The 20,792-nt window shown below is 47.6% G+C and carries 15 protein-coding genes; 9 read left to right on the forward strand and 6 right to left on the reverse strand.

Annotated elements, in window-relative coordinates:
* The first annotated feature begins 57 nt into the window (after nt 1-57).
* From BN4275_RS03250 to BN4275_RS03270, 5 genes are all read left to right on the forward strand, one after another.
* Nucleotides 58-2,679: a valine--tRNA ligase gene (locus BN4275_RS03250; RefSeq protein ID WP_066453800.1), complete on the forward strand. Its 2,622-nt coding sequence runs from the start codon at nt 58-60 to the stop codon at nt 2,677-2,679.
* Nucleotides 2,680-2,880: 201 nt separating this feature from the next.
* Nucleotides 2,881-4,152: a bifunctional folylpolyglutamate synthase/dihydrofolate synthase gene (locus BN4275_RS03255; protein WP_066453803.1), complete on the forward strand. Its 1,272-nt coding sequence runs from the start codon at nt 2,881-2,883 to the stop codon at nt 4,150-4,152.
* Between the two features lie 118 nt (nt 4,153-4,270).
* Nucleotides 4,271-4,642, forward strand: a complete 372-nt coding sequence (locus tag BN4275_RS03260) for an STAS domain-containing protein (RefSeq protein ID WP_066453806.1) — start codon at nt 4,271-4,273, stop codon at nt 4,640-4,642.
* On the forward strand, nt 4,629-5,066 hold the full coding sequence (spoIIAB, locus tag BN4275_RS03265) for an anti-sigma F factor (protein ID WP_066453809.1): 438 nt from the start codon (nt 4,629-4,631) through the stop codon (nt 5,064-5,066). The genes BN4275_RS03260 and spoIIAB overlap by 14 nt, the downstream gene beginning before the upstream one ends.
* The gene (locus BN4275_RS03270; RefSeq protein ID WP_066453810.1) at nt 5,063-5,743 is read left to right on the forward strand and encodes a sigma-70 family RNA polymerase sigma factor; all 681 of its coding nucleotides are present in this window, start codon (nt 5,063-5,065) and stop codon (nt 5,741-5,743) included. Before spoIIAB ends, BN4275_RS03270 begins: the two co-directional genes overlap by 4 nt.
* A 733-nt stretch (nt 5,744-6,476) precedes the next feature.
* Here BN4275_RS03270 and BN4275_RS03275 read toward each other — a convergent pair.
* The 4 genes from BN4275_RS03275 to BN4275_RS03290 all read right to left on the reverse strand — a co-directional run bounded on the left by BN4275_RS03275 (nt 6,477) and on the right by BN4275_RS03290 (nt 14,491).
* On the reverse strand, nt 6,477-6,929 hold the full coding sequence (locus BN4275_RS03275; RefSeq protein WP_118480870.1) for an SRA domain-containing endonuclease: 453 nt from the start codon (nt 6,927-6,929) through the stop codon (nt 6,477-6,479).
* 395 nt (nt 6,930-7,324) lie between these two features.
* Nucleotides 7,325-9,199 carry a UvrD-helicase domain-containing protein gene (locus BN4275_RS03280; RefSeq protein ID WP_066453812.1) on the reverse strand — a complete coding sequence of 625 codons (1,875 nt, stop codon included), beginning with the start codon at nt 9,197-9,199 and terminating at the stop codon, nt 7,325-7,327.
* Nucleotides 9,200-9,202: 3 nt separating this feature from the next.
* Nucleotides 9,203-11,452 carry an ATP-dependent nuclease gene (locus tag BN4275_RS03285; RefSeq protein WP_066453815.1) on the reverse strand — a complete coding sequence of 750 codons (2,250 nt, stop codon included), beginning with the start codon at nt 11,450-11,452 and terminating at the stop codon, nt 9,203-9,205.
* Between the two features lie 318 nt (nt 11,453-11,770).
* Entirely contained in the window at nt 11,771-14,491 is a 2,721-nt protein-coding gene (locus BN4275_RS03290; RefSeq protein WP_066453817.1) for a DEAD/DEAH box helicase, read from the reverse strand.
* Nucleotides 14,492-14,845: 354 nt separating this feature from the next.
* On the opposite strand from BN4275_RS03290, the gene BN4275_RS03295 reads away from it, so the two are divergent.
* The 4 genes from BN4275_RS03295 (at nt 14,846) to BN4275_RS03310 (ending at nt 18,362) form a co-directional block, all read left to right on the forward strand.
* A complete protein-coding gene (locus BN4275_RS03295; RefSeq protein ID WP_066453820.1) occupies nt 14,846-16,081 on the forward strand; it encodes a site-specific integrase in 1,236 nt (411 codons plus the stop codon).
* 79 nt (nt 16,082-16,160) lie between these two features.
* Nucleotides 16,161-16,967, forward strand: coding sequence for a hypothetical protein (locus tag BN4275_RS03300; protein WP_066453823.1), 807 nt, complete (start codon nt 16,161-16,163; stop codon nt 16,965-16,967).
* Between the two features lie 77 nt (nt 16,968-17,044).
* Nucleotides 17,045-17,236 (forward strand): helix-turn-helix transcriptional regulator, encoded by a 192-nt coding sequence (locus BN4275_RS03305; RefSeq protein ID WP_066453828.1) that lies wholly within the window; start codon nt 17,045-17,047, stop codon nt 17,234-17,236.
* 67 nt (nt 17,237-17,303) lie between these two features.
* A complete protein-coding gene (locus BN4275_RS03310; protein WP_066453837.1) occupies nt 17,304-18,362 on the forward strand; it encodes a site-specific integrase in 1,059 nt (352 codons plus the stop codon).
* 87 nt (nt 18,363-18,449) lie between these two features.
* Here BN4275_RS03310 and guaA read toward each other — a convergent pair whose 3' ends face one another.
* The gene (guaA, locus tag BN4275_RS03315) at nt 18,450-19,982 is read right to left on the reverse strand and encodes a glutamine-hydrolyzing GMP synthase (RefSeq protein WP_066453844.1); all 1,533 of its coding nucleotides are present in this window, start codon (nt 19,980-19,982) and stop codon (nt 18,450-18,452) included.
* A gap of 141 nt (nt 19,983-20,123) precedes the next feature.
* Nucleotides 20,124-20,747, reverse strand: coding sequence for a cyclase family protein (locus BN4275_RS03320; RefSeq protein WP_066453847.1), 624 nt, complete (start codon nt 20,745-20,747; stop codon nt 20,124-20,126).
* Nucleotides 20,748-20,792: the final 45 nt, after the last annotated feature.

Raw genomic sequence — 20,792 nt, forward strand, 5'->3', positions numbered from 1 at the left:
CAATAATCGATATAATATAAGGTATTGTACCAGCCTATTGGATTTGGAGGAAATAGAATGCGCAAGGAACTCGAAAAGGTCTACGACCCCAAGCAGGTTGAAGACCGAACCTATCAATTCTGGCTCGACGGGAACTATTTTCACGCCGAACGGGATCCCGATAAGGAGCCGTATACCATCGTCATCCCACCGCCAAACATCACCGGCCAGCTGCACATGGGACACGCACTCGACGAGACGCTGCAGGATATCCTGATCCGTTTTCGGCGGATGCAGGGCCGCGCCGCGCTCTGGCTGCCCGGCACCGACCACGCGTCGATCGCCACCGAGGCAAAAATCGTGGAGGCGATGCGTAAGGAAGGCCTCACCAAGGAGATGCTCGGCCGCGAAAAGTTTCTGGAGCGCGCATGGGAGTGGAAACGTGTATTCGGCGGCCGTATCATCGATCAGCTCAAGAAGCTCGGTTCCTCCTGTGACTGGGAGCGCGAACGCTTTACGCTGGACGAGGGCTGTTCCAAGGCGGTGCGCGAGGTTTTTGTGAATTTGTATAACAAGGGCCTCATCTACCGCGGCGAGCGGATCATCAACTGGTGCCCGCACTGCAAAACTTCAATCTCCGAAGCCGAAGTCAACTACTCCGAAAAGGACGGTTTCTTCTGGCATATCAACTACCCGATCGTCGGCACCGGAGAGGTGCTCGAAATTGCGACCACCCGACCGGAAACGATGCTCGGAGATACCGCCGTGGCGGTTCATCCGGACGACGAGCGCTACAAGCACCTGATTGGCAAGATGGTGTTGCTGCCGATCGTGAATAAAGAAATCCCGATTGTCGCGGACAGCTATGTCGAAATGGACTTCGGGACCGGCGTCGTGAAGATCACCCCGGCGCACGACCCGAACGACTTTGAGGTCGGCCTGCGCCACAACCTTCCGGTCATCAATGTGATGAACGAGGACGCCACCATCAACGAAAACGGCGGAAAATTTGCCGGCATGACCCGCGAAGAGTGCCGCAAGGCGATCATTGCGGAGCTGGAAGCGGGCGGTTACCTCAAAAGCGTCGAGCCTTACAAGCATAATGTCGGCGGCTGCTACCGCTGCGACACCACGATCGAGCCGCGGATCTCAAAACAGTGGTTCGTCAAGATGGAGCCCCTTGCGAAGCCCGCGAACGAAGCGGTGCGTTCCGGCAAAACCAAATTTGTCCCCGAACGCTTCGATAAAATCTACTTTAACTGGATGGATAACGTCAAGGACTGGTGCATTTCGCGTCAGCTCTGGTGGGGCCACCGGATTCCGGCCTGGTACTGCGACGACTGCGGGGAAATCACCGTGTCGAAAGAGGAACCGACCGCATGCGCCCACTGCGGCAGCGCGCATATCCATCAGGACCCCGACACGCTCGACACCTGGTTCTCTTCGGCGCTTTGGCCGTTCTCAACCCTGGGATGGCCGGACAATTCCGAGGATCTCAAATATTTTTACCCGACCAACACGTTGGTGACCGGCTACGACATCATCTTCTTCTGGGTCGCCCGCATGATCTTCTCGGGCATCGAGCACATGGGCGAAACGCCGTTCGACACGGTGCTGATCCATGGGCTTGTGCGCGACGCGCAGGGCCGCAAGATGAGCAAATCCCTTGGAAACGGCATCGATCCGCTCGAAGTCATCGACCAGTACGGCGCGGACGCGCTGCGCTTCACCCTTGCCACCGGCAACTCCCCGGGCAACGATATGCGCTTTTCGGACGAAAAGGTGAACGCCTCGCGCAACTTTGCCAACAAGCTCTGGAACGCTTCGCGGTTCATCCTGATGAACCTGTCCGACGCGGTCGAAAAGCCCGAACTGCCCGCCTCCCTCACGGTTGAGGACAAATGGGTGCTCAGCAAATATAACACCCTTGTCAAAGAGGTTACTGACAACCTCGACAAATTCGAGCTTGGCATGGCCGTCCAAAAGCTCTACGACTTCATCTGGGATATCTTCTGCGACTGGTATATCGAGCTTTGCAAGGCGCGGCTGGGCGCTGGCGGCGAAACGGCGCTGGCGGCGCAGCAGGTGCTGGTCTATGTCATGACGGGCATCCTCAAGCTTCTGCATCCGTTTATGCCGTTCATCACCGAGGAAATCTGGCAGGCGCTGCCGCATGAGGGCGAAAGCATCATGGTTTCGTCCTGGCCGGTTTACGACGAAGCGCTCAACTTTGCCACGGAGGAAGCGCAGTTTGAAATGGTCATGGCCGCCATCCGCGCGATCCGCAACCGCCGCGCGGAGATGAACGTGCCGCCTTCCAAAAAAGCCAGTATCTATATCGCGACCGACGAACCGGCTGTGTTTGAAGCGGGCGTCCCATTCTTCCTGCGGCTTGCGTCCGCATCGGAGGTGAAGGTGGCGGGAAGTTTTGAAATTCCGGGAGCGGTGCAGGTGATCACCGACGCGGCGCGCATCTTCATCCCGATGGACGAACTGATCGACCGGGAGAAGGAGATCGCCCGTCTGAACGCGGAAAAGGCCAAGGTGGAAAAGGAGATCGCCGCGGTGAACGGCAAACTCGCGAACCAGGGCTTTGTCGCGAAAGCGCCGGCGGCTGTGGTCGACGCGGAACGTGCCCGTCTCGCAAAAGCGCGGGAGCGCCTCGCAAAGATCGAAGAATCGATCGCGGCCTTTGGTTGACGGCTGGCGAGAAAATTTTGATTGAACTTTTTTAAAAGTTCATAAGGGCGCCGGGACAGTGTCCTCGGCCCGCGCTTCGCAAAGCGCGGAACGCCTGATTGTTCAAGCGTATTTGGGGGTATGGGGGGATTTGCAAGAGAAATCCCCCCATCCTTTTCTTTTCCGGCTCTATCGATGCCGCTTTCCAAAGGAGATGAACCCATGACCTACGAAGAAGCCCTCGCCTATATCCATTCACTGCCGCGTTTTCCGGACCTCGGCCCAATGCGCGCGCTTATGCGGATGCTCGAAAATCCTCAGGACGAGCTCAAAACGGTCCACATCGCCGGGACGAACGGCAAAGGCTCGACCGCCGCGATGACCGCGTCAATTCTGCGCGCCGCGGGCTATAAAACCGGCCTTTATATCTCCCCGTATATCATCGATTTCCGGGAGCGCATCCAGATCGACGGCGAGATGATCCCTAAAGAGGCGCTTGCCGCGCTCACCGAGGAACTCCGCCCGCTCTCAGAGCGGGCGGGCGGCCTCACAGAATTCGCCTTTGTCACCGCGCTTGCCTTTTTGTGGTTTTTGCGGCAGAAATGCGAAATTTGTGTGATCGAAGTGGGGCTTGGCGGCAGGCTGGATGCCACCAATGTCCTTAAAAAGCCGATGCTCAGCGTCATCACCAAGATCGGCATGGATCATACTGCGCTGCTCGGCGACACGGTGGAAGCGATTGCCCGCGAGAAATGCGGCATCATCAAACCGGGCGTGCGGACGGTGACCTGCGGCGGGCAGGACCCGGACGCGCTTGCCGTGATCTATGAGGAGGCAATGCTGCATGGGGACGGCACGGTCGTCCAGCCGAACAGGAGCGCTGTGGAAGGCCTGTACATGGAAATTTCCGGTTCGGATTTTATTTATAACGGATATCAGATTCATCTGCCGCTGCCGGGCGCCTACCAGATAGACAACGCCCTGACCGCAATCACCGTTGTGGACGAACTGTCCCGCTTTCCTGGTTTCAAAGGGGCGCACTGCTTTGCCGGGCAAGGCCTTGCTTCGGTGCGCTTTCCGGCGCGGATGGAACTGATGCAGCATGACCCGCCGGTATTTTTGGATGGTGCGCATAACCCGCAGGGGGCGGCGGCGCTGGCCCAGTCGCTTTCACTGCTTGGCAGCCGTCCCATCACGGCGGTGATGGGCATGCTCGCGGACAAGGACAGTTCCGGCGCGCTCGAAATTCTGCTGCCGTATTTTCGCAGGCTCATCTGTGTCACGCCGGAAAATTCCCGTGCGCTTTCGGGCGCAGAGCTTTCGCAGCGTGCGGCCGCGTTGGGCGCGGACGCCACCTCTTGCGAAAGTCTGCCTGCCGCGCTAAAACAGGCGATTGCGCAGGCCCGTGCGGAAGGCGGTGCGGCAGTGGTCTGCGGGTCGCTTTATCTGGCGTCTGCGGCGCGGCCGTATCTTTTGGAAAATAGCGGAGATTAATCCATTTTTTCGCAAAGTTTGACATGTTTTTTATCGGACAAGCTCTATCCTATAGGGGTAGGGCTTTTTCTTTTTACGAAAATTTCCGGGCAGCCGGAGAAGGGAAGTTGAATAGGGTATGAGCGTACAGATTGACATCGCCGATGAAATCCTGATTGCGCGGCTGATTGGTGACATCGATCATCACAGTGCAAAGGAGATGCGGGAAACGATCGACGAGGCGGTTACCCGCGCGCAGGTCCGGGAACTGGACCTTGATTTCAAGGATGTGACCTTTATGGATTCGTCCGGCATCGGGCTGGTGATGGGCCGCTATAAACTGATGCAGGAGCTGGGCGGTTCAGTGCATCTGGTGAATATTGCAAGCCATCTGAAAAAAGTCATGGTACTCGCGGGGCTTGACCGCCTCGCGGTGATGGAGAAAACCGAACGGCCAAAAGCCATGGCAAAAACCGGGGACAACGGAGGAAATGACGATGAAAGCAATTAATTCCATGAAACTGCAGTTTGAGGGACGTTCGGTCAACGAGGCGTTTTCACGCACCACCGTGGCGGCGTTTGTGGCACAGCTTGATCCGACGGTTGAGGAACTCTCGGATATTAAGACGGCAGTGAGCGAGGCGGTGACCAACTGCATTGTGCATGCTTACCGCGATAAGCTCGGCGTCGTGTACATATCCGCCAGCATCATGCCGCAGAGCCGTATTGTCATCAAAATCCGGGATAAAGGCTGCGGCATTCCCGACATTCCAAAAGCGATGGAACCACTTTATACCTCGGCTCCGGAAGAGGAACGCGCAGGACTCGGCTTTGCCGTGATGCAGAGCCTGATGGACAAGGTGAAGGTTGTTTCCAAAGAGGGAAAGGGGACGACGGTGACGCTGGAAAGGAGAATCCGCTGTAAGGAGGCATGAATCCAGTGATCGAATGCGCCGCGTCAAAACGCGAGCAGACCATCTCGCAGAATATCGGGCTGGTACACTCCTGTGCACACCGCTTCAAAGGAAGGGGAATTGAATACGACGATCTGTTCCAGGCGGGCTGTATGGGCCTCTGCAAGGCTGCGGATGCCTTCGATGAGGAACGGGGCGTACGGTTTTCCACCTATGCGGTGCCGGTCATCCTGGGTGAAATGCGCCGCCTGTTCCGGGATGGAGGAGCGGTCAAGGTATCCCGCTCGATCAAGGAGCTCTCCATGAAGATTGCCCGCCAGCGCGAAACGCTTTCCAATGTCCTTGGCCGGGAACCAAGCGTAAGCGAACTGTCTGAGGCGATGGATCTGCCCGAAGAACAGGTCGTGGAGGCTCTTTGCGCCTCGGCTCCGCCCATTTCCCTCACTGAAAGCGACGACGATGGCGGCGGGCAGATTGATCTGCCTGTTGATTCGCCCGAGGACCTCCTTTCGGATATTATTTCCCTCAAACAGGTGGTAGGCAGTCTGGAGCCAAACGACCGAAAACTGATCGTCCTGCGTTATTTTTCCGGTATGACTCAAGTGCAGACCGCTGCGAGACTTGGCATGACCCAGGTACAGGTTTCCAGACGTGAAAAGAAAATTCTCACCGCCCTGCGCGCCGAACTTACCGGCTAGCCGCGGCTGTTCGACCACGGCAAGGTACGGACGGCGCTGCCGCGACAGCAGCTTGAAGATCCATCCCACATTCGTTCTCCGCTTTTGGTGGCGGATTTGGAAGGGGGTGTGCCTGCGGCATTCATTTTGGTTTGAGCAAGAGCGGAACTCTGTTTGTCATTAAACTGAAAAAAGGTGGATGCGCCTGGAGAACGCATCCACCGCGCGGCGATGCCCAGCCGCACGAAAGAAGGACCGGACGCCAGTAGGCGTCCGGTCCTTTTACAGCCTTCGCGGAGAGGGCCGGTGAGCAATATCGAAAGCGGTAATAAGTAGGCGCGTTGTCACAGCCTTTGGCCTCAGGTCAGCCGCCCCCGGGGAAGGAATTTTCCTTCCCCGGATGAGCCAACTCTATCTGAAGCGGCAGGTCGTCATACGCAGGCTGTTCTGAGGGCTGTCGCCACCCTAATACTGCCGCCGCTTGTTGTTGCTTACAAACCCATACTATGCGGCGGCAGGCCCAGCGGCGACTCGGATGGAAAAGAGCGGTCTGGAGGTTTTCGAAAAGGACACCGGCATTTTTGAAAGCTTTCCGGATTTATGGGGAAAGGACCCGTAAATCTGCCTGAGAAAAAATTTTCCGTGTATGAACAGCATATGGGATGGGGAGATATTGATCGATGAGAAGCCCGTGATCCGAAAAGGGTTCCCGGGCGGATGGATGCATTTTATTTCGTCTTAGTTGCGGTCGGAATTAAAAAAGCGCTAATTCAGCAGTATCAGCAATCTTTTTTAAGTGAAAAACAAATACCCGCCGCAGAAATTTTTCATCATCCGGCTGAATGTTTTGGTGTGTTTCTGTTAATTCATATTCACCAACAAAACAATATTTCCGTTTTCTCTTCTCAAAAAGCAATAATGGTTTGCCCTGTTTCTTATGAGAGAGAACAGCCATATTCAAATCGTACATTTTGTTCTCTAAACTATCCTGATGACCATTTCTACCAATACCTGTGTACATACAAAATTCATATGAGCCTCGAGGATAGAAATAGTCCGAATAAAGCTCTTCCGCGTTTTTAAACAAGAGAATAGCATTTGTTTTGCTTGCTACGGTGATTCCACTTTGCGGATTTCCACCTAATAACTCACTGATTTCAGCCCTATTTATAAACTCGTTTCCTTGCTTTAGTAATAGATTTCCCATAATCATTCCCACTCTGTTCCAGGTTCGTTTTCATAGCTATTTTCAATGCTTTTTGGTGCTATCATTCGCAAAATTCCCGCTCAATTTCAGCAGTATTTTGATTGGCGGAAAATCCGTGTACTTTTCGTGTACCGCAATTTCACATGTCTCACAGGTACCATTGCTTCGTCACCAATGCTTTTGATCAATTCTATATGATCTCCGCTTGCTGTTTCAACTTACAATATTAGTGCTACCACACCAAGGCATGGGCTTTTATAAATGATGGCCCATGCCTTAATCTATAGAGTGTATTTTCATAATGTTTACAAATTGACGTTTTTAAGTTGCAACGAGAGTTTATTCGACCTGAATTACTTTCCAGCTAAATTCGTAATCCATGAAGCAGCCTTGGTTTAAATAGTCTGTATTTCTTCTGGACGAAACCATCCGCATGTCAATATTTTTTCAAATGCTTGATCAGTACGATCCACATAAATGACAATTGCCAAGCTATCAATTGCACGACTACAAGTCACATAGAGCAATCTTCTTGTACGATCAATTGTAGTTTCTTTTCCCTGTTGCAGATTCCTTTGATCCGCATCAGACATTTCTGCAATACCCAGAAGTTTTTCGTAATTAAAAGTTGTTCCTTGGGCCTCGTTATCGTCAATAATTGTCATCACACGTTCAAATTGCAATCCCTTAACTCCCTGATGCGTATCAAAGCCTTCCTTCCCTGAAATATAGCTATAATACTTTACGAAATGGGAAAAAGGAACTTGCATTGCTTTTTCCAATGCATCTATCCTTTCAGCCTGATCTTCCGGGTTTTCCTGCTGCCCCTGTATGTCATCTTCCCGTGCGAGTAAAACACTAATATCGCCAGGCAGATCAAAAAGGCCTTCTGCTTTAATAATTCTCAGAATTTCTATACATTTGGGATCATTTCCGTCATTCCATAAATTCAAAAGTTTCTTCGTACTCTCGTGAAGGCCTTTAAGATTTGTAGCAGTGAAACTGTGGTGCTTTACGCTGTTACGCACCAAAGGAGAATACTGCTTGATAAGTTGCATAACCGCAAAGTGATTATTTTCTTGGCACACCTTGAATAATGGAATAATAATTTTTGACAGCACCGAAATAGCAGACAATGAGCCATCACCTATGCCTTGCTTATATGAAGAAACTTTATATAGAGGATCAAAAAAGTCATCAAAGCCCAAACGTTTTGCTGCCATGTGGTGTTCAAGTGTTAAATATTTATTATTGCTAGAAGCCAGCCATTTAGGATCTCCTGTATATAAACTCATTTTTTCTTGAACAGCAGATTCTGTGGCTATACGATCCGCATTTCGCTCCGCAAGAAATAGTCGAACGATTCCTCCTGGCTTATCTTGGCGAGTGATTTGCTCAATTCCGTCAATTGGCCGCCTAATATCATTACACAGTGTCACAATTCTTTCTCGACTTCTATGATTCATCTTTTTACAAGGTTTAGCCCACTCCGATGGGACAAAATCTTGTATTCTTTCTTTCCCGTCAAGATAAATGCGCTGCATAATATCCCCCAACAGTCCCAGACAAAATTTTCCTCTATGAGTCTTTTCCAGGATTAGGAATGCATCCAACAATACTTTTTTAGTATCTTGACTCTCGTCAATAAGCAGAACCGGAAACCGATCCACTACAATGTCTTGAAAAGTTTGCTTAGTGCTCAAAAAAGCAGCACATATACGGAGTACTTCGTCATGATCCAAAGAATTCTTTTCGGTATTAACTCCATCTGGATTATAAATAAATTTTTTGATGCCGCTAAGCTTTTCTATCCGTTCACGATATGCTGCAATTTTCTTTTCTCTGTCTCGGTAGGTTTTGCTATTTTTACGCCCTGTTATCTGCTTTTGCTCATTTTCCTCAATTCGGTGAGACAAATCAGAATATAAAAACTCTTTTATATCTTGCGTATATGGTTGGATAAGAGTCCACGCAAAACTATGCAGGGTTGATATTTGAAATAAAGGGTTGTACTGTACTCTTCTTTTGATCTCATCACAAGCCGCATTTGTATATGTAATAACAGCAATGTTTCTTCTTAGTTCCATAAATCGTTGCCCATATTTACATAGCAAAAAGTCTAATGCATCGATAAGGCTTTTTGTCTTACCGCTACCTGCTCCAGCAAAAAGAAAAAAGCTTTGGGGCTTATCTTGGTCTAAACAAGTTCTGATTGTTTGATCAACTGCATCATCTCGCTGATCATCGTTCACAACATTATTGTCCGGCATCCCTTACGCCTCCCCTTCTGACGCAAAATCCCCGTCCTCCCTCTGAATCAGGGAATCTTCCAACCACTGCAAAGCCTCTGCAATGTATGAGGGAGGTACAATGTTTTGGGGATCTTTGTTATACAGCAATTGAAGCGCAAACTCTGCTTTATCAATGCCTTTCTGTCGTTTGTTATTTTCATCTTTTGCTCCATAAATCAATTTATATACACCTGTGGATATTTTATAAGCGTCTTCATCCTTGAAAATAGCTCTCAATTTTTTTATTGTTCCCAGACCTTTCAAGGTTTTGAACATATTAAAATTTTCATAGGCCAATGCATCTTCAAACGTATTGGGAATCAATTCATACTCTGAGCCATCAGAAAATTTAATTTTGACAGGAATTTGGTATGCTACTCCGATAAACGCATCTGGATTGTTCTCATATCTGACTTGCTTTTCCTCAAAAGAAGCGGCCCATAGTGTGTCGGCAGAGCTTTGCTTGGGAAGCCAATTAATAATTGTTTCATTCGTGGAAATTTGTCCTTTATTTCGTTGCGGCATAACGCTCTTTTTGCTTTTGGGATCTACAGTATCGATATCCGTTATAATGAGGCAGAAAATTCCCAATGTTTCAATCAACCCCCGTAACCTATGTGCATGTCGCCCGTTAATTTCCAATATTGAGATATATGTTTGATTTAGCTGGTTATAGTGGTGCTCGATAAAGTGAGGCAATAACATTCGCTCAGCAGCACCTTCAACCATTATGACCGCATCTGCAAAAAATAGGTCGCAGTGGGTAGTTTTCAAATATCGTGTAACAAATTTTGCAGTATCAGTTTTTGCTCCAAAAACAGTGTTTAAGTTCACAACTACGGTTGTTGGGAGTTTTGAGGAATTTCTTGTCCTTCTAAAATATCGCAGATTCTCGAACTTGCTTTCAAGAGCAATATAACTTGAATGCGTTGTTACCAGCAATTGTGTGTTATATATCTTTTTGTTTTTCAGCTTAGGATGATTCCGTAAGATTTTATATGCATTTTTAATGAACACTTGCTGTACTTGGGTATGTAAGTGAGCTTCTGGTTCTTCAATCAAAACCAAATGGATTGGCGGAATCACTTTAACTTCTTTGTCCTCGTCATCTGGATTATTCCTATTTCTATTCATCCAAGAGTCACGGAAGCTCATTAGCCTAAAGGACATAGAAATTAGATTTTGGTACCCTAATCCATTATATTTTTCTGGTAATGTATATGGAATTTCTTCGTTAGAAAAAAGAGGATATCGAATGGTTGTATTATGCGAAAGCACATCACCTGCTTTGGTTTTCGCTTCAACAATGATATTCGGGTTATATTTCCCAGGATAGCCAAATTGCGCAAGCTCTCTCATAGCTTTATGAAACTTTTTGGATATCTGTTGGTTGAAAACTTCACTTGCTCCTTGCAATTCTTTCAGTGCCTTCAAATCTGATGCAGATGGTTCGTGTTCTGGATCTAATTGTTTATCATAGTACGCTCTTAACTGATTGGAAAGTAAACTACTCTCTGCAGACTGTGCATCTTTATCGTCTTTGTCATCGCTATCATCAAGGCCGCGCTGCGCAGATATGATATCTACTCTAATTAATTTTTTAAAAGGATCAAAGTCCAACGGGGCTATATCTACCAGCATTGCTTGTGGCCGTGCAGTATCATCAGCACCGATATCTTGAATGTTTTCAGGATTTAAAATGTAGGCATTCATTGTAAACAACGACTGCATTTTCACACCCAAGAAATCGCAAAAATCGTTGGGCCATAATTTTAGACCATCTTTTCCACCATGTGCTTTCTGAAATGCTTCTGCAAAGTCGCCATAAAGTTTCTCATAATCCTTTGGTTCATATATGAGTCGAATTCCAATTTTCCCCTCTGTCCAGTCTAAAGTAGGAATAATTTCAGCAACATATCTAAGTTCATCTGCCTTAACATCTAGCCAAACATCCATCGCTGGCAATAACGGTAGCCATTCATTCCGCAAAATTGGATTGTCTTCCTGAGGTTCGAGAATACGATGACCAATCTTATTAATGCCTATAAAATTGGTCATCGTAAAATCATTTAACACTAATTTCCGTTTCTTTAGAAACTTTTTAAGTGCTGTCATCGCACTTGTTTTGCCACTATTGTTTGCTCCAACAAAAACAGTTGACTCAGGACCGAATTCAATTCTACAAGATTGTAGTTTCCTGAAATTCTGAATTTCAACAAATGCGATTTTCACCTAATCAGCTCCTCTTTCGAACAAATTAAATTGTTATCCTCGTCCCAATCTTCTTTTCTGTATCTTTTTCCAAATGGTTCGGCACTGAGTACAGATGCTCTGGTCAATGCCTAACAAATTAGTAAACAATTCTTGATTCAACATGTTAAATGCATTTTCAATATTATCATCTTCACACGTAATCTGCTCAATATTTCTAAACAACCAAGCATCACTCTTACTTCAAAAGGCAAAGAGGCTTCCTTTTAAGTTATATGAAACAACCCGATATGAATACTGTTATACTGTTTGAGGCATCTTCTAATTGCTATACTCTACTTAAATCTGTTCCAATATTTTACGGATTTTCACTTCCTCCCCACTGCTATTTGTTGATAGGCGGAGTAGTGGAAGTCCGTACACTTTGAAAATGTGATCTTTCATCAAATCTCTTTCTTGTTGCCGGGGGTTATTTTCGTGGGATGCAAAGCCATCTACTTCTATGACAAAAGCTGGCTTCCGCGTAGCTTCATTATACACGACAAAATCAACGGAGGCCCTATGGTTGATATACTCTATTTCATTCCTTGTCAGTAGCTGCAAATCATGAAATAAATTCTTCAGCAAAACTTGAAATGCAAAAGAATAGTCCTTGTAATTCGGTTCTTTTAAGATGTCGGACAGTAGTTGGAACATAATATTTTCAGACTGATATCGTGAAATGGAGGGAAGCCGTTTTCCAAATTCGAGCAGGGTATGAGAATACTCTTGATAAAGCAAGTCAAAGACAGATACAACCTTTGACTCTACAATAGCTGCATCCAACAACTGATACTCCATATACCCAATGAGCGCTTTAAGTTCTTTGGCCGAACGTTCAAAAAGGGCTTTATCTGTCACTAAAATAAACTGTCGCTGCGCGCGTGAAACAGCAACGTTAATCTTGTGCGGATCGTCCACAAATCGAAGGCCGATATGACCATACCGTGTATTGCTCAACACCGTTGATAAAATCATAATTTCTTTTTGGCGTCCTTGGTATTTATGTATTGTGTCGCATTCCAGTTCCTTTGGGAATATGCCATCCGCCTTTTGCGCCTGCTTTACATATGGGGTAGTAAACCCGATTTTCGAAGTATCCAACCGATCGGGATCCGTCAGTATCTCTTCCATGATTGTATCTAATTCTCGCTGATTGAATTTTCCTTTCCCTTCACCTTTTGTCACCATTCTCATGTGGTTTCCGGGAACTGTTTGGCATAGGACGAGCGGGGTCTGCTCTGAACCTTTCTTTAAAACAACGAGTTCTCCGCCATAATAGCGTTGGTTGCAAAATTGAATGATTGCCGGCTCACAGCGATAATGCTCATGCAGCAGTTTCCGAGGTGCTTTTTCTCCAAGCACCTTTATCACGGAAGATAACAAGCTATGGCAAAAGTAGTCATAAGAAGGGACTGGGCAATGTGTAACAAGCTTGTCCTTTATCTTTTCATCGACAATTTGCGGAAGTTGCTTGGTATCTCCGACAATCACCGCACGCTTGCAACAGGACAACGCAAGGATGCCGCTTAAAATATCCACCTGCGAAGATTCATCAATGATCAAATAATCAAATAGGAACCCTTTGGGGATGCTGTTAATAATCGAAAATGTTGTGCTGAGGATTACCGGATAGTGGGTCAGAAAACGAACAAAATCCTTTTTGAACGACTCTTTCGTAAATGTCGCATCATCCAGTTCGGCATAACGCTTTACGAGGTTGTGGTTTAATATTTCTCGGGAAGCCTTCTGATACGCCTTTTGCCGTTCTTCAAAATTAGAGCGCAGTAATTGCGATTTAAGCTCCTCAATTTGTCTGCTTATTTCTGATATTTTGGCTTCATAATAGTAACTCTGGACTTCCAACACCAGTTTAATTTCATTTTGCTTCAGTAGAGAAAACTCTTTAAAGCGATATTTTAAAAAAAGTTTTAGTCTATAAAAGAACGAGGTCTTCTTATTCTGAAGAACATTTAACTGCGTTTCCGCCAAAAACTGTACGATTTTTTCTGATGGTAATTTTGAAACGCTTAGTGTCTCCATGTCATTATAATCTTGCGATTGGCGATAACGTCTGAAATGCTCGTACTCCAATCGATAATTTGCAAGCTGCTGCTCAAGTTGGGCCCGTTCTCGTTCTACTAGAAACAGCTTGCTCAAATCGCTTATTTCATCCGGAGATAGATGGACGATATGGCCTGTCAATGCCTCTAAATCTGGATGAGGTGGATTTGCAAAAAAGGCCTCCTGCTTGTCTTTCCTCCCTAAATCTGCAAGCAAAAAGTGATAGCCCTCTTGACTCAATTTCTCTTGCACATTCCGTACCGCCTCATTCGTACCGGAAACCATAGCTACATTTAAGTTCCTTTGTCCAACAAGATTGGAAATGAGATTAATAATGGTCTGCGTTTTTCCGGTTCCAGGAGGCCCTTCGATGACAGAAATGGAGTTGCAAAGGGCTTGAACAATTGCATCCTGTTGACTTTGATTAAAGTCGAACGGAAAAATCAAAGGGATCTCATCCAAATCTATTTGCTCATAAGTACCGTTCATATACTGAGCTAAAGCACTCTCGGGATGAATGCAAGGAATTGACGCAAATACCCTGGCTACAAAAGTGGCTCCTTTTTCTCCATCCGACTCCCCAATCTTTACATGCTGTGCGATATCGCACCAGTACTCCCAAAGCTCTCGATGCTTTTTTTGCAAATCCTCCTCTATTCTAATCGATTGACGAGGATATATTTTAGATTTTCCATCTTTAAAAATTACACGATACAGCTTTCCAAAATCTAAAAGATGCGTCACATTCAAAAGCGGGGTGGAATTATAAAGCACAATTTTTTTGCTTAGATCCACACTTCCGCTTAAATCTGCAATATATGTATTTTCATATTTCGGCGTGTATTCCCGTCCATTAGAAAGAATGATTTTGATATAAGGATACTGAGGTTCTATGTCAATAACTTTATCGGTATAATCTTTTCCCTTCATCACAACCAGCTTGGAAAAAATATCCATATACTCAAAACTCCTATACCAATATATCTAGTCACTACGCCGAGGGCATCCTTCTGTAGAATGGTGTTATATCACAGGATTCTTGGAGAAAAACATTAATTTTTATAAGTTTAAGTATAGCTGTTTTTCCAAATAAGAGCAACCGCTGTTTCAACTTATTATACAATATCATTGGATGGCGATTAATAAAGAACTGTAGGTGTGTTTATGATATCTGTCATAAACACACCTACAGTTCTTTAACTCAGAAAATTTGTTTCTATATTTGCATTTTTAACTAGTGGCACATAGATGCTATTCTAAAAATAGCACTTTCGTTTGAATAGTGTAATTTTTTATGGAGGAATTAATATCATGGCATCTATTGTAAAACGAAACAAAAGTTATGCGGTTGTCTATACAGATACCACAGGCGAAAAGAAAAGGCAAAAATGGGAGACCTACTACAGTCTTGAGGAGGCGCAGCAACGAAAGGAGTTACTGGAACTATGCTCACATACACGAACAGAAGTCCGCCGTCAGTGTGTACAGACGGTGGAACATTTTTTTGCGCAATATGTGGAGCTATATGGAGTTATCCATTGGTCACTGTCCACCTACCAAGCCAATTGCAGCCTTATACGCCGTTATCTTATCCCGGCCATCGGCATGATGCGCCTTGAAGAACTCACTCCCCGTGTGGTGGCACATCTATACCACCGCTTTGCACAGTTACCACAACAAGGTGGTCGCTGCCATGCCCCAACAGGTAAAACTATTACCACGCAAACTCTGCGCAGCCTTCACAAGCTGCTGCACAGTGCCTTTGAGCAGGCGGTGCTGTGGGAGTATTTACAGCGAAACCCTTTTCACGGCGCGTCACTGCCAAAGTCACATCCCACTTCCCTTGCTTTCCTCATCCCTGAACAAGTACGACATCTATTAGATGATTGCACCAACCCTATATTGCACATGGCCGTGACACTTGCCTTTGCGGGAACGCTACGCAAAGGCGAACTACTGGCGCTTACCTGGCAGGATGTAGATTTCGCTGAGGGCAGCATTCGAGTTAGCAAAACCCTGTGCCGGGTCAGTAACCATGTGCTGACTAAGCTACAGGGACGAGATATTCTCTATCAATTTCCATCCGTGCTGTGTACTGCCTGCACCACATTGGTGCTCAAACGTCCTAAAACAAAAGCCAGCAACCGGGTTATCTATTTACCAGCCTCAGTGATGTCGGAATTGAAAGCCTTTAGGGCATCCTCTCCAGCAACCGAACTGGGACTCATTTTCTGCTATCCGGATGCGCGGCCCATCCAGGAGCACACTTTAACCGACCGCTTTCACGAGGCGCTGAAAGCGGCTGGCCTGCCACAAGTGACTTTCCACAGCCTGCGGCACAGTAGTATCACCTATAAGCTGGTGCTGTCACAGGGAGATCTTAAGGCGGTACAGGGGGACTCCGGCCATGCTCAGGTAGAAATGATTACTGAACTGTATGGTCATATTTTAGAAAATAATCGCATAGCCAATGCTAAACGCATGGACGAGGCCTTTTTCCAAAAAGGGGATAATGAACAGGAATCGAACGCAAGACCTATCTCTTAGGAGGCGATAGGTCTATCCAGTATACGAAGAAAGGTATCAAAAATCTTATCCCGAATTCAAATGGAAGGAAGGTCTCTCCATGGACATAGACCACTGCAAAACATTTACCGGCCTAGGCAATTACCTCAAGGAGCAAGCTGCCCGGACTGATTTGAAGCAGGCTGAATGTAAACAGCTATATGGCACACTGGAGGAGCGTTGTCAGCACCATTATCTAAACGGTCTTTTGTCTGAGTATAGAAACTGGTACATCTGCGAGGGCGCATCTGCTGTCTATACCTACCTCTATCGCAATTGGAGCTACCAAAGCAGCCTCAAGGCAAACCGTGGTTATCTGCTGGAGATTGCTGACCATCTTCAGCAGGACTACTTTTGCGCGGATGGCCCGCAAATCACAACACAGGAGATCACGCACATTTTATCCATACTGGACAAGTGTTATGACTTTTCCAAAAAGGTGCTGGGCAGTGCGCTTTTGTATCTGTTGTTGCCTAACGACGCCCACCGCACCTACGATGCCCTTTGCCGCCCATATGCTACCCCGAACGGACAGTTGACCTGTGACATCATCTTGCCCCATGTCCAGCGAGATACAAAGACTAATCCTGGCTCCATACTGCTCCATGAACTGGGTCACCTGCTCAATCTCAAGTTGACTGGCAGTCTGTTGGTGTTGCCTGAGCTATTTGTACAACTGGATGGATTGATGCGAACCACCCAAACCACGGATAGCACAGAAGAACTCAGCGAACTATTCGCTCACCTCTTCGCTATGACCATGCTCCGGCATCCGGAGTTAAAGCAATATGATTCCTATCCGCCACTGCCAGAGGATACACAAGCAGTCTTTACTGCCTATTTTCAAACCTTGCTAGCAAGGTTATAGCTACGCAGGACACCGTTCATTGGGACATTCCCTATAAGCGGTGCTTTTTTATTCCATCACATCCAAAGGAGGACGATATGAACCCGATAAATCAACAACAGGATAAGAAATTTTTAACCGCTACCGAGGTTGCGGCGATACTCCATATATCAAGAAGCTCAGCTTATCGCATCATACAGCGATTAAACAGCGAACTCAAGGCCCAGGGTAAAATCACGATTGCCGGTAAAATTTCTTCTCGATACTTTTTTGAAAATGTTTATCTATGATCCGTGATTCTATACGCCCAAACGGAATCATGCTAAAATAAAGCTGTGGTAGCGGAAGGAGGTGCAAATGCCTACCTACAAAGACGCAAAAACCGGATTGTGGTATTGCAAATTTGTTTTTACTGATTGGAGGGGCAAGAAGACACAGAAAAAGAAGATGGGCTTTAAGCTGCAAAAAGAGGCGAAAGCCTATGAAACGGAGTTTTTAAGCAAGGCACACGCTTCTTGTGATATGCTCTTTTCCTCTCTTGTAGAACTCTATATGGAGGACTGTAAGCCGCGCCTAAAGCCTACGACCTATGCAAACAAACAATTTCTCATAGGCGCCCATGTGCTGCCCTACTTCGGGAATATGCCAATCAATAAAATCTCCGCAACTACAATTCGGCAATGGCAAACGACACTGATTTCGCATCCCGCTGGCTATAGCGAAACATATCTCAAGACTGTACATAATCAGGTATCTGCGATCTTCAACTTTGCCTGTAAATATTACAGGCTCCCGGAAAACCCAGCCCGGATTTGTGGCTCTATGGGAAAGAAGAATGCGGACTGTATGTTGTTCTGGACGGTGGATGAGTTTAAGCGTTTCATTGCAGCTGTCAGCGATAAGATCGTTTCCATGACCATTTTCAATCTGCTCTTCTGGTCGGGGATGCGTTCTGGAGAAATGCTGGCATTAACCCTAAACGACTTCGACTTTGATACGAACACAGTGTCGATCAGCAAAAACTACGCACGGCTCGACAACGAGGATCTGATCCTTGAGCCGAAAACACCAAAAAGCAAACGGAAAGTTACCTTGCCGCCCTTTGTCTGCGACCTCATAAAGTCTTATGTTGAAAAACTTGTGGATTACGAGCCAAACGAACGGTTATTCACTGTGACAAAGCACTATCTCAAGCACGAGATGGACAGAGGCTGTAAGACGGGCGATGTCAAGGTTATCAGAATTCATGACCTCCGCCATAGCCATGCGAGCTTGCTGATCGAGATGGGGTTCTCCCCGCTGCTGATCAGTGAGCGGCTGGGGCATGAAGATATAAAAACAACTTTGCAGACCTACTCCCACCTCTACCCGAATAAGCAGGACGAGGTGGCTGAAAGGCTTCAAAGTTTCTTTTAACCCCATTTCATGTACCGTTTGTGTACTTGAAGGGGAAAGAGAAAGCCGCAAACCCTGATGAATACAGGGTTTGCGGCGGTGGTTACGTTATTCCCACTCAATCGTTGCGGGTGGTTTTGAGGTGATGTCGTAGACAATACGGTTGATATTGCGCACCTCGTTTACAATCCTTCGGCTTATGATATCGAGCGTCTCGTACGGGATTCGCGCCCAATCGGCGGTCATGAAGTCAGTGGTAGTCACGCCGCGCAGTGCAAGGGTATAATCGTAAGTACGGCCGTCGCCCATGACGCCGACCGAACGCATGGAAGTGAGTACGGCAAAATACTGATGGATATCGCGGTCGAGCCCCGCCTTGGCGATCTCCTCGCGGAAGATAAAATCGGCATCACGCAGGATATCAAGCTTTTCCTTGGTGATTTCGCCGATCACGCGGATTGCAAGCCCTGGGCCGGGGAACGGCTGGCGATTGACCAGATAATCCGGTAAGCCCAGTTCACGGCCGAGCGCGCGGGTTTCATCCTTGAAGAGCAGACGAAGCGGCTCGATGATTTCCTTGAAATCGACATAGTCGGGAAGTCCGCCCACATTGTGATGGCTTTTGATAACGGCGGCGTCGCCCGCACCGGATTCGATCACATCCGGATAGATGGTTCCCTGTGCGAGGAAATCCACCTTGCCAATCTTTTTTGCTTCCTCTTCAAAGACACGGATGAATTCCTCACCAATAATTTTTCGTTTGCTTTCTGGTTCCGAAACGCCCGCGAGTTTGGCGAGAAAACGTTCCTCCGCATTTACGCGCACAAAATTGATATTTCGCCCAGAGAACGCGGTTTCCACCTCGTCGCCTTCATTTTTGCGCATCAGGCCGTGATCAACAAAGATACAGGTGAGCTGATTTCCGATCGCCTGCGAAAGCAGCGCAGCACAGACAGAACTGTCCACACCGCCGGAGAGGGCGAGAAGAACCTTGCCGTCCCCAATTTTGTCACGCAGGGAAACGATCGTCTGACGGGCGTAATCACCCATCGTCCAGTCGCCTTTGGCCCCGCATACTTCAAGCAGGAAATTGCGAAGCATGGCAATGCCGTTTTCGGTGTGGAGCACCTCCGGATGAAACTGCAGCCCGTAGAGCTTCTTCTCAGGATTTTGCATTGCTGCGGTGGGGCAGGCATCGGTGTGCGCCGTCGCGGTGAAGCCCTCCGGAAGCTTATCAATATAATCGGTGTGGCTCATCCAGGAAATCCCACGCTCGGGCAAATCTTTAAAGAGAATGCACCCGGTATCATAGTATGTATCTGTTTTACCATATTCGCGGGAATCGGGGCTGGTAACATGTCCGCCGAGCGCATAGGCCATCGTTTGGATGCCGTAACAGATGCCAAGCACCGGGATGCCGAGCGAAAAGATCGCGGGATCCACGTGCGGCGCGTCCGGCAGATAAACGCTGTTCGGGCCGCCTGTGAAGATGATGCCGATCGGATTTTTTGCCGCAATTTCAGCAAGCGGGGTTTTATACGGCAGTACCTCGCAATAGACCGCGCATTCGCGCACCCGGCGTGCGATCAACTGGTTATACTGGCCGCCGAAATCCAATACCACAACCGTTTGATGACTCATTTTATCAGATCATTCCTTTTAAAAAATTACATAACGAACCTTTTATATTCTGCCATAAAAGCGCACAAAATACAAGCGTAGGTTTTTGTTTTGAACGAGGTCTGTCGGGTTGCACAAAATTTGATCGATCAGAAACCGGCTCTATTCCAAAATCGCCGCGATCCGCGCGGGTGCGCCGTCCGCGCCGGCAAATAAGAGCGGCGCCGCGCAGAGCGAAAAGGGCTTTCCTGTGATCTGGCCAAAATCTGCGAGGTTTTCAAGCAGCAGGGTATTTTGTCCGAGCAGCGTTCGGTGTGCGAAAAGACCGGCCGAATCCACCGGGTCGGGCGAAAGAGTATCGAACCCGACGCCTTTGCAGCGCCGCGCAGCGAGCCGGATGGCGAGCGCACGGGAGAAGGTAGGAAATCCGGACAGGTAATCCGGCGTTTCCCAATAGCGGGACCAGCCGGTATAAAAAAGCAAAAAATCCGCCGCGGGAACGCCGTCAAGCGCATCCGGTCCGATTTCACCGGCATGGCCGGAGCAGTCGATTGCCCAGCCGGAGCCGGAAAAAGACGAGACCGCGTACTGATCGAGCGTTTTCCCCTCTGAGAACAGATGCGCGGGAGAATCGATGTGGGTGCCGGTATGCGAACCGAATGAAAGCCCGGTTACCCGGCAGCCATCCGCCTCGATGGTACACAGCGGTGTGAGGACGGGGACGGGATCGCCGGGAAAGACCGGGATAGAAGAAGAAATCGGATGGGTCAGGTCAACCATTTGCATGATACCGCCTCCCTGGGCCAATAATAAGCATATATAAATTTAGTA

The sequence above is a fragment of the Anaerotruncus rubiinfantis genome (assembly GCF_900078395.1).
GTDB classification, from domain to species: domain Bacteria; phylum Bacillota; class Clostridia; order Oscillospirales; family Ruminococcaceae; genus Anaerotruncus; species Anaerotruncus rubiinfantis.

What these genes read in the sequence shown, in the direction of transcription:
- BN4275_RS03250 (WP_066453800.1), top strand. Translation starts at nt 58, where the DNA reads ATGCGCAAGGAACTCGAAAAGGTCTACGACCCCAAGCAGGTTGAAGAC.
- BN4275_RS03255 (WP_066453803.1), top strand. Translation starts at nt 2,881, where the DNA reads ATGACCTACGAAGAAGCCCTCGCCTATATCCATTCACTGCCGCGTTTT.
- BN4275_RS03260 (WP_066453806.1), top strand. Translation starts at nt 4,271, where the DNA reads ATGAGCGTACAGATTGACATCGCCGATGAAATCCTGATTGCGCGGCTG.
- spoIIAB (WP_066453809.1), top strand. Translation starts at nt 4,629, where the DNA reads ATGAAAGCAATTAATTCCATGAAACTGCAGTTTGAGGGACGTTCGGTC.
- BN4275_RS03270 (WP_066453810.1), top strand. Translation starts at nt 5,063, where the DNA reads ATGAATCCAGTGATCGAATGCGCCGCGTCAAAACGCGAGCAGACCATC.
- BN4275_RS03275 (WP_118480870.1), bottom strand. Translation starts at nt 6,929, where the DNA reads ATGGGAAATCTATTACTAAAGCAAGGAAACGAGTTTATAAATAGGGCT.
- BN4275_RS03280 (WP_066453812.1), bottom strand. Translation starts at nt 9,199, where the DNA reads ATGCCGGACAATAATGTTGTGAACGATGATCAGCGAGATGATGCAGTT.
- BN4275_RS03290 (WP_066453817.1), bottom strand. Translation starts at nt 14,491, where the DNA reads ATGGATATTTTTTCCAAGCTGGTTGTGATGAAGGGAAAAGATTATACC.
- BN4275_RS03295 (WP_066453820.1), top strand. Translation starts at nt 14,846, where the DNA reads ATGGCATCTATTGTAAAACGAAACAAAAGTTATGCGGTTGTCTATACA.
- BN4275_RS03300 (WP_066453823.1), top strand. Translation starts at nt 16,161, where the DNA reads ATGGACATAGACCACTGCAAAACATTTACCGGCCTAGGCAATTACCTC.
- BN4275_RS03305 (WP_066453828.1), top strand. Translation starts at nt 17,045, where the DNA reads ATGAACCCGATAAATCAACAACAGGATAAGAAATTTTTAACCGCTACC.
- BN4275_RS03310 (WP_066453837.1), top strand. Translation starts at nt 17,304, where the DNA reads ATGCCTACCTACAAAGACGCAAAAACCGGATTGTGGTATTGCAAATTT.
- guaA (WP_066453844.1), bottom strand. Translation starts at nt 19,982, where the DNA reads ATGAGTCATCAAACGGTTGTGGTATTGGATTTCGGCGGCCAGTATAAC.
- BN4275_RS03320 (WP_066453847.1), bottom strand. Translation starts at nt 20,747, where the DNA reads ATGCAAATGGTTGACCTGACCCATCCGATTTCTTCTTCTATCCCGGTC.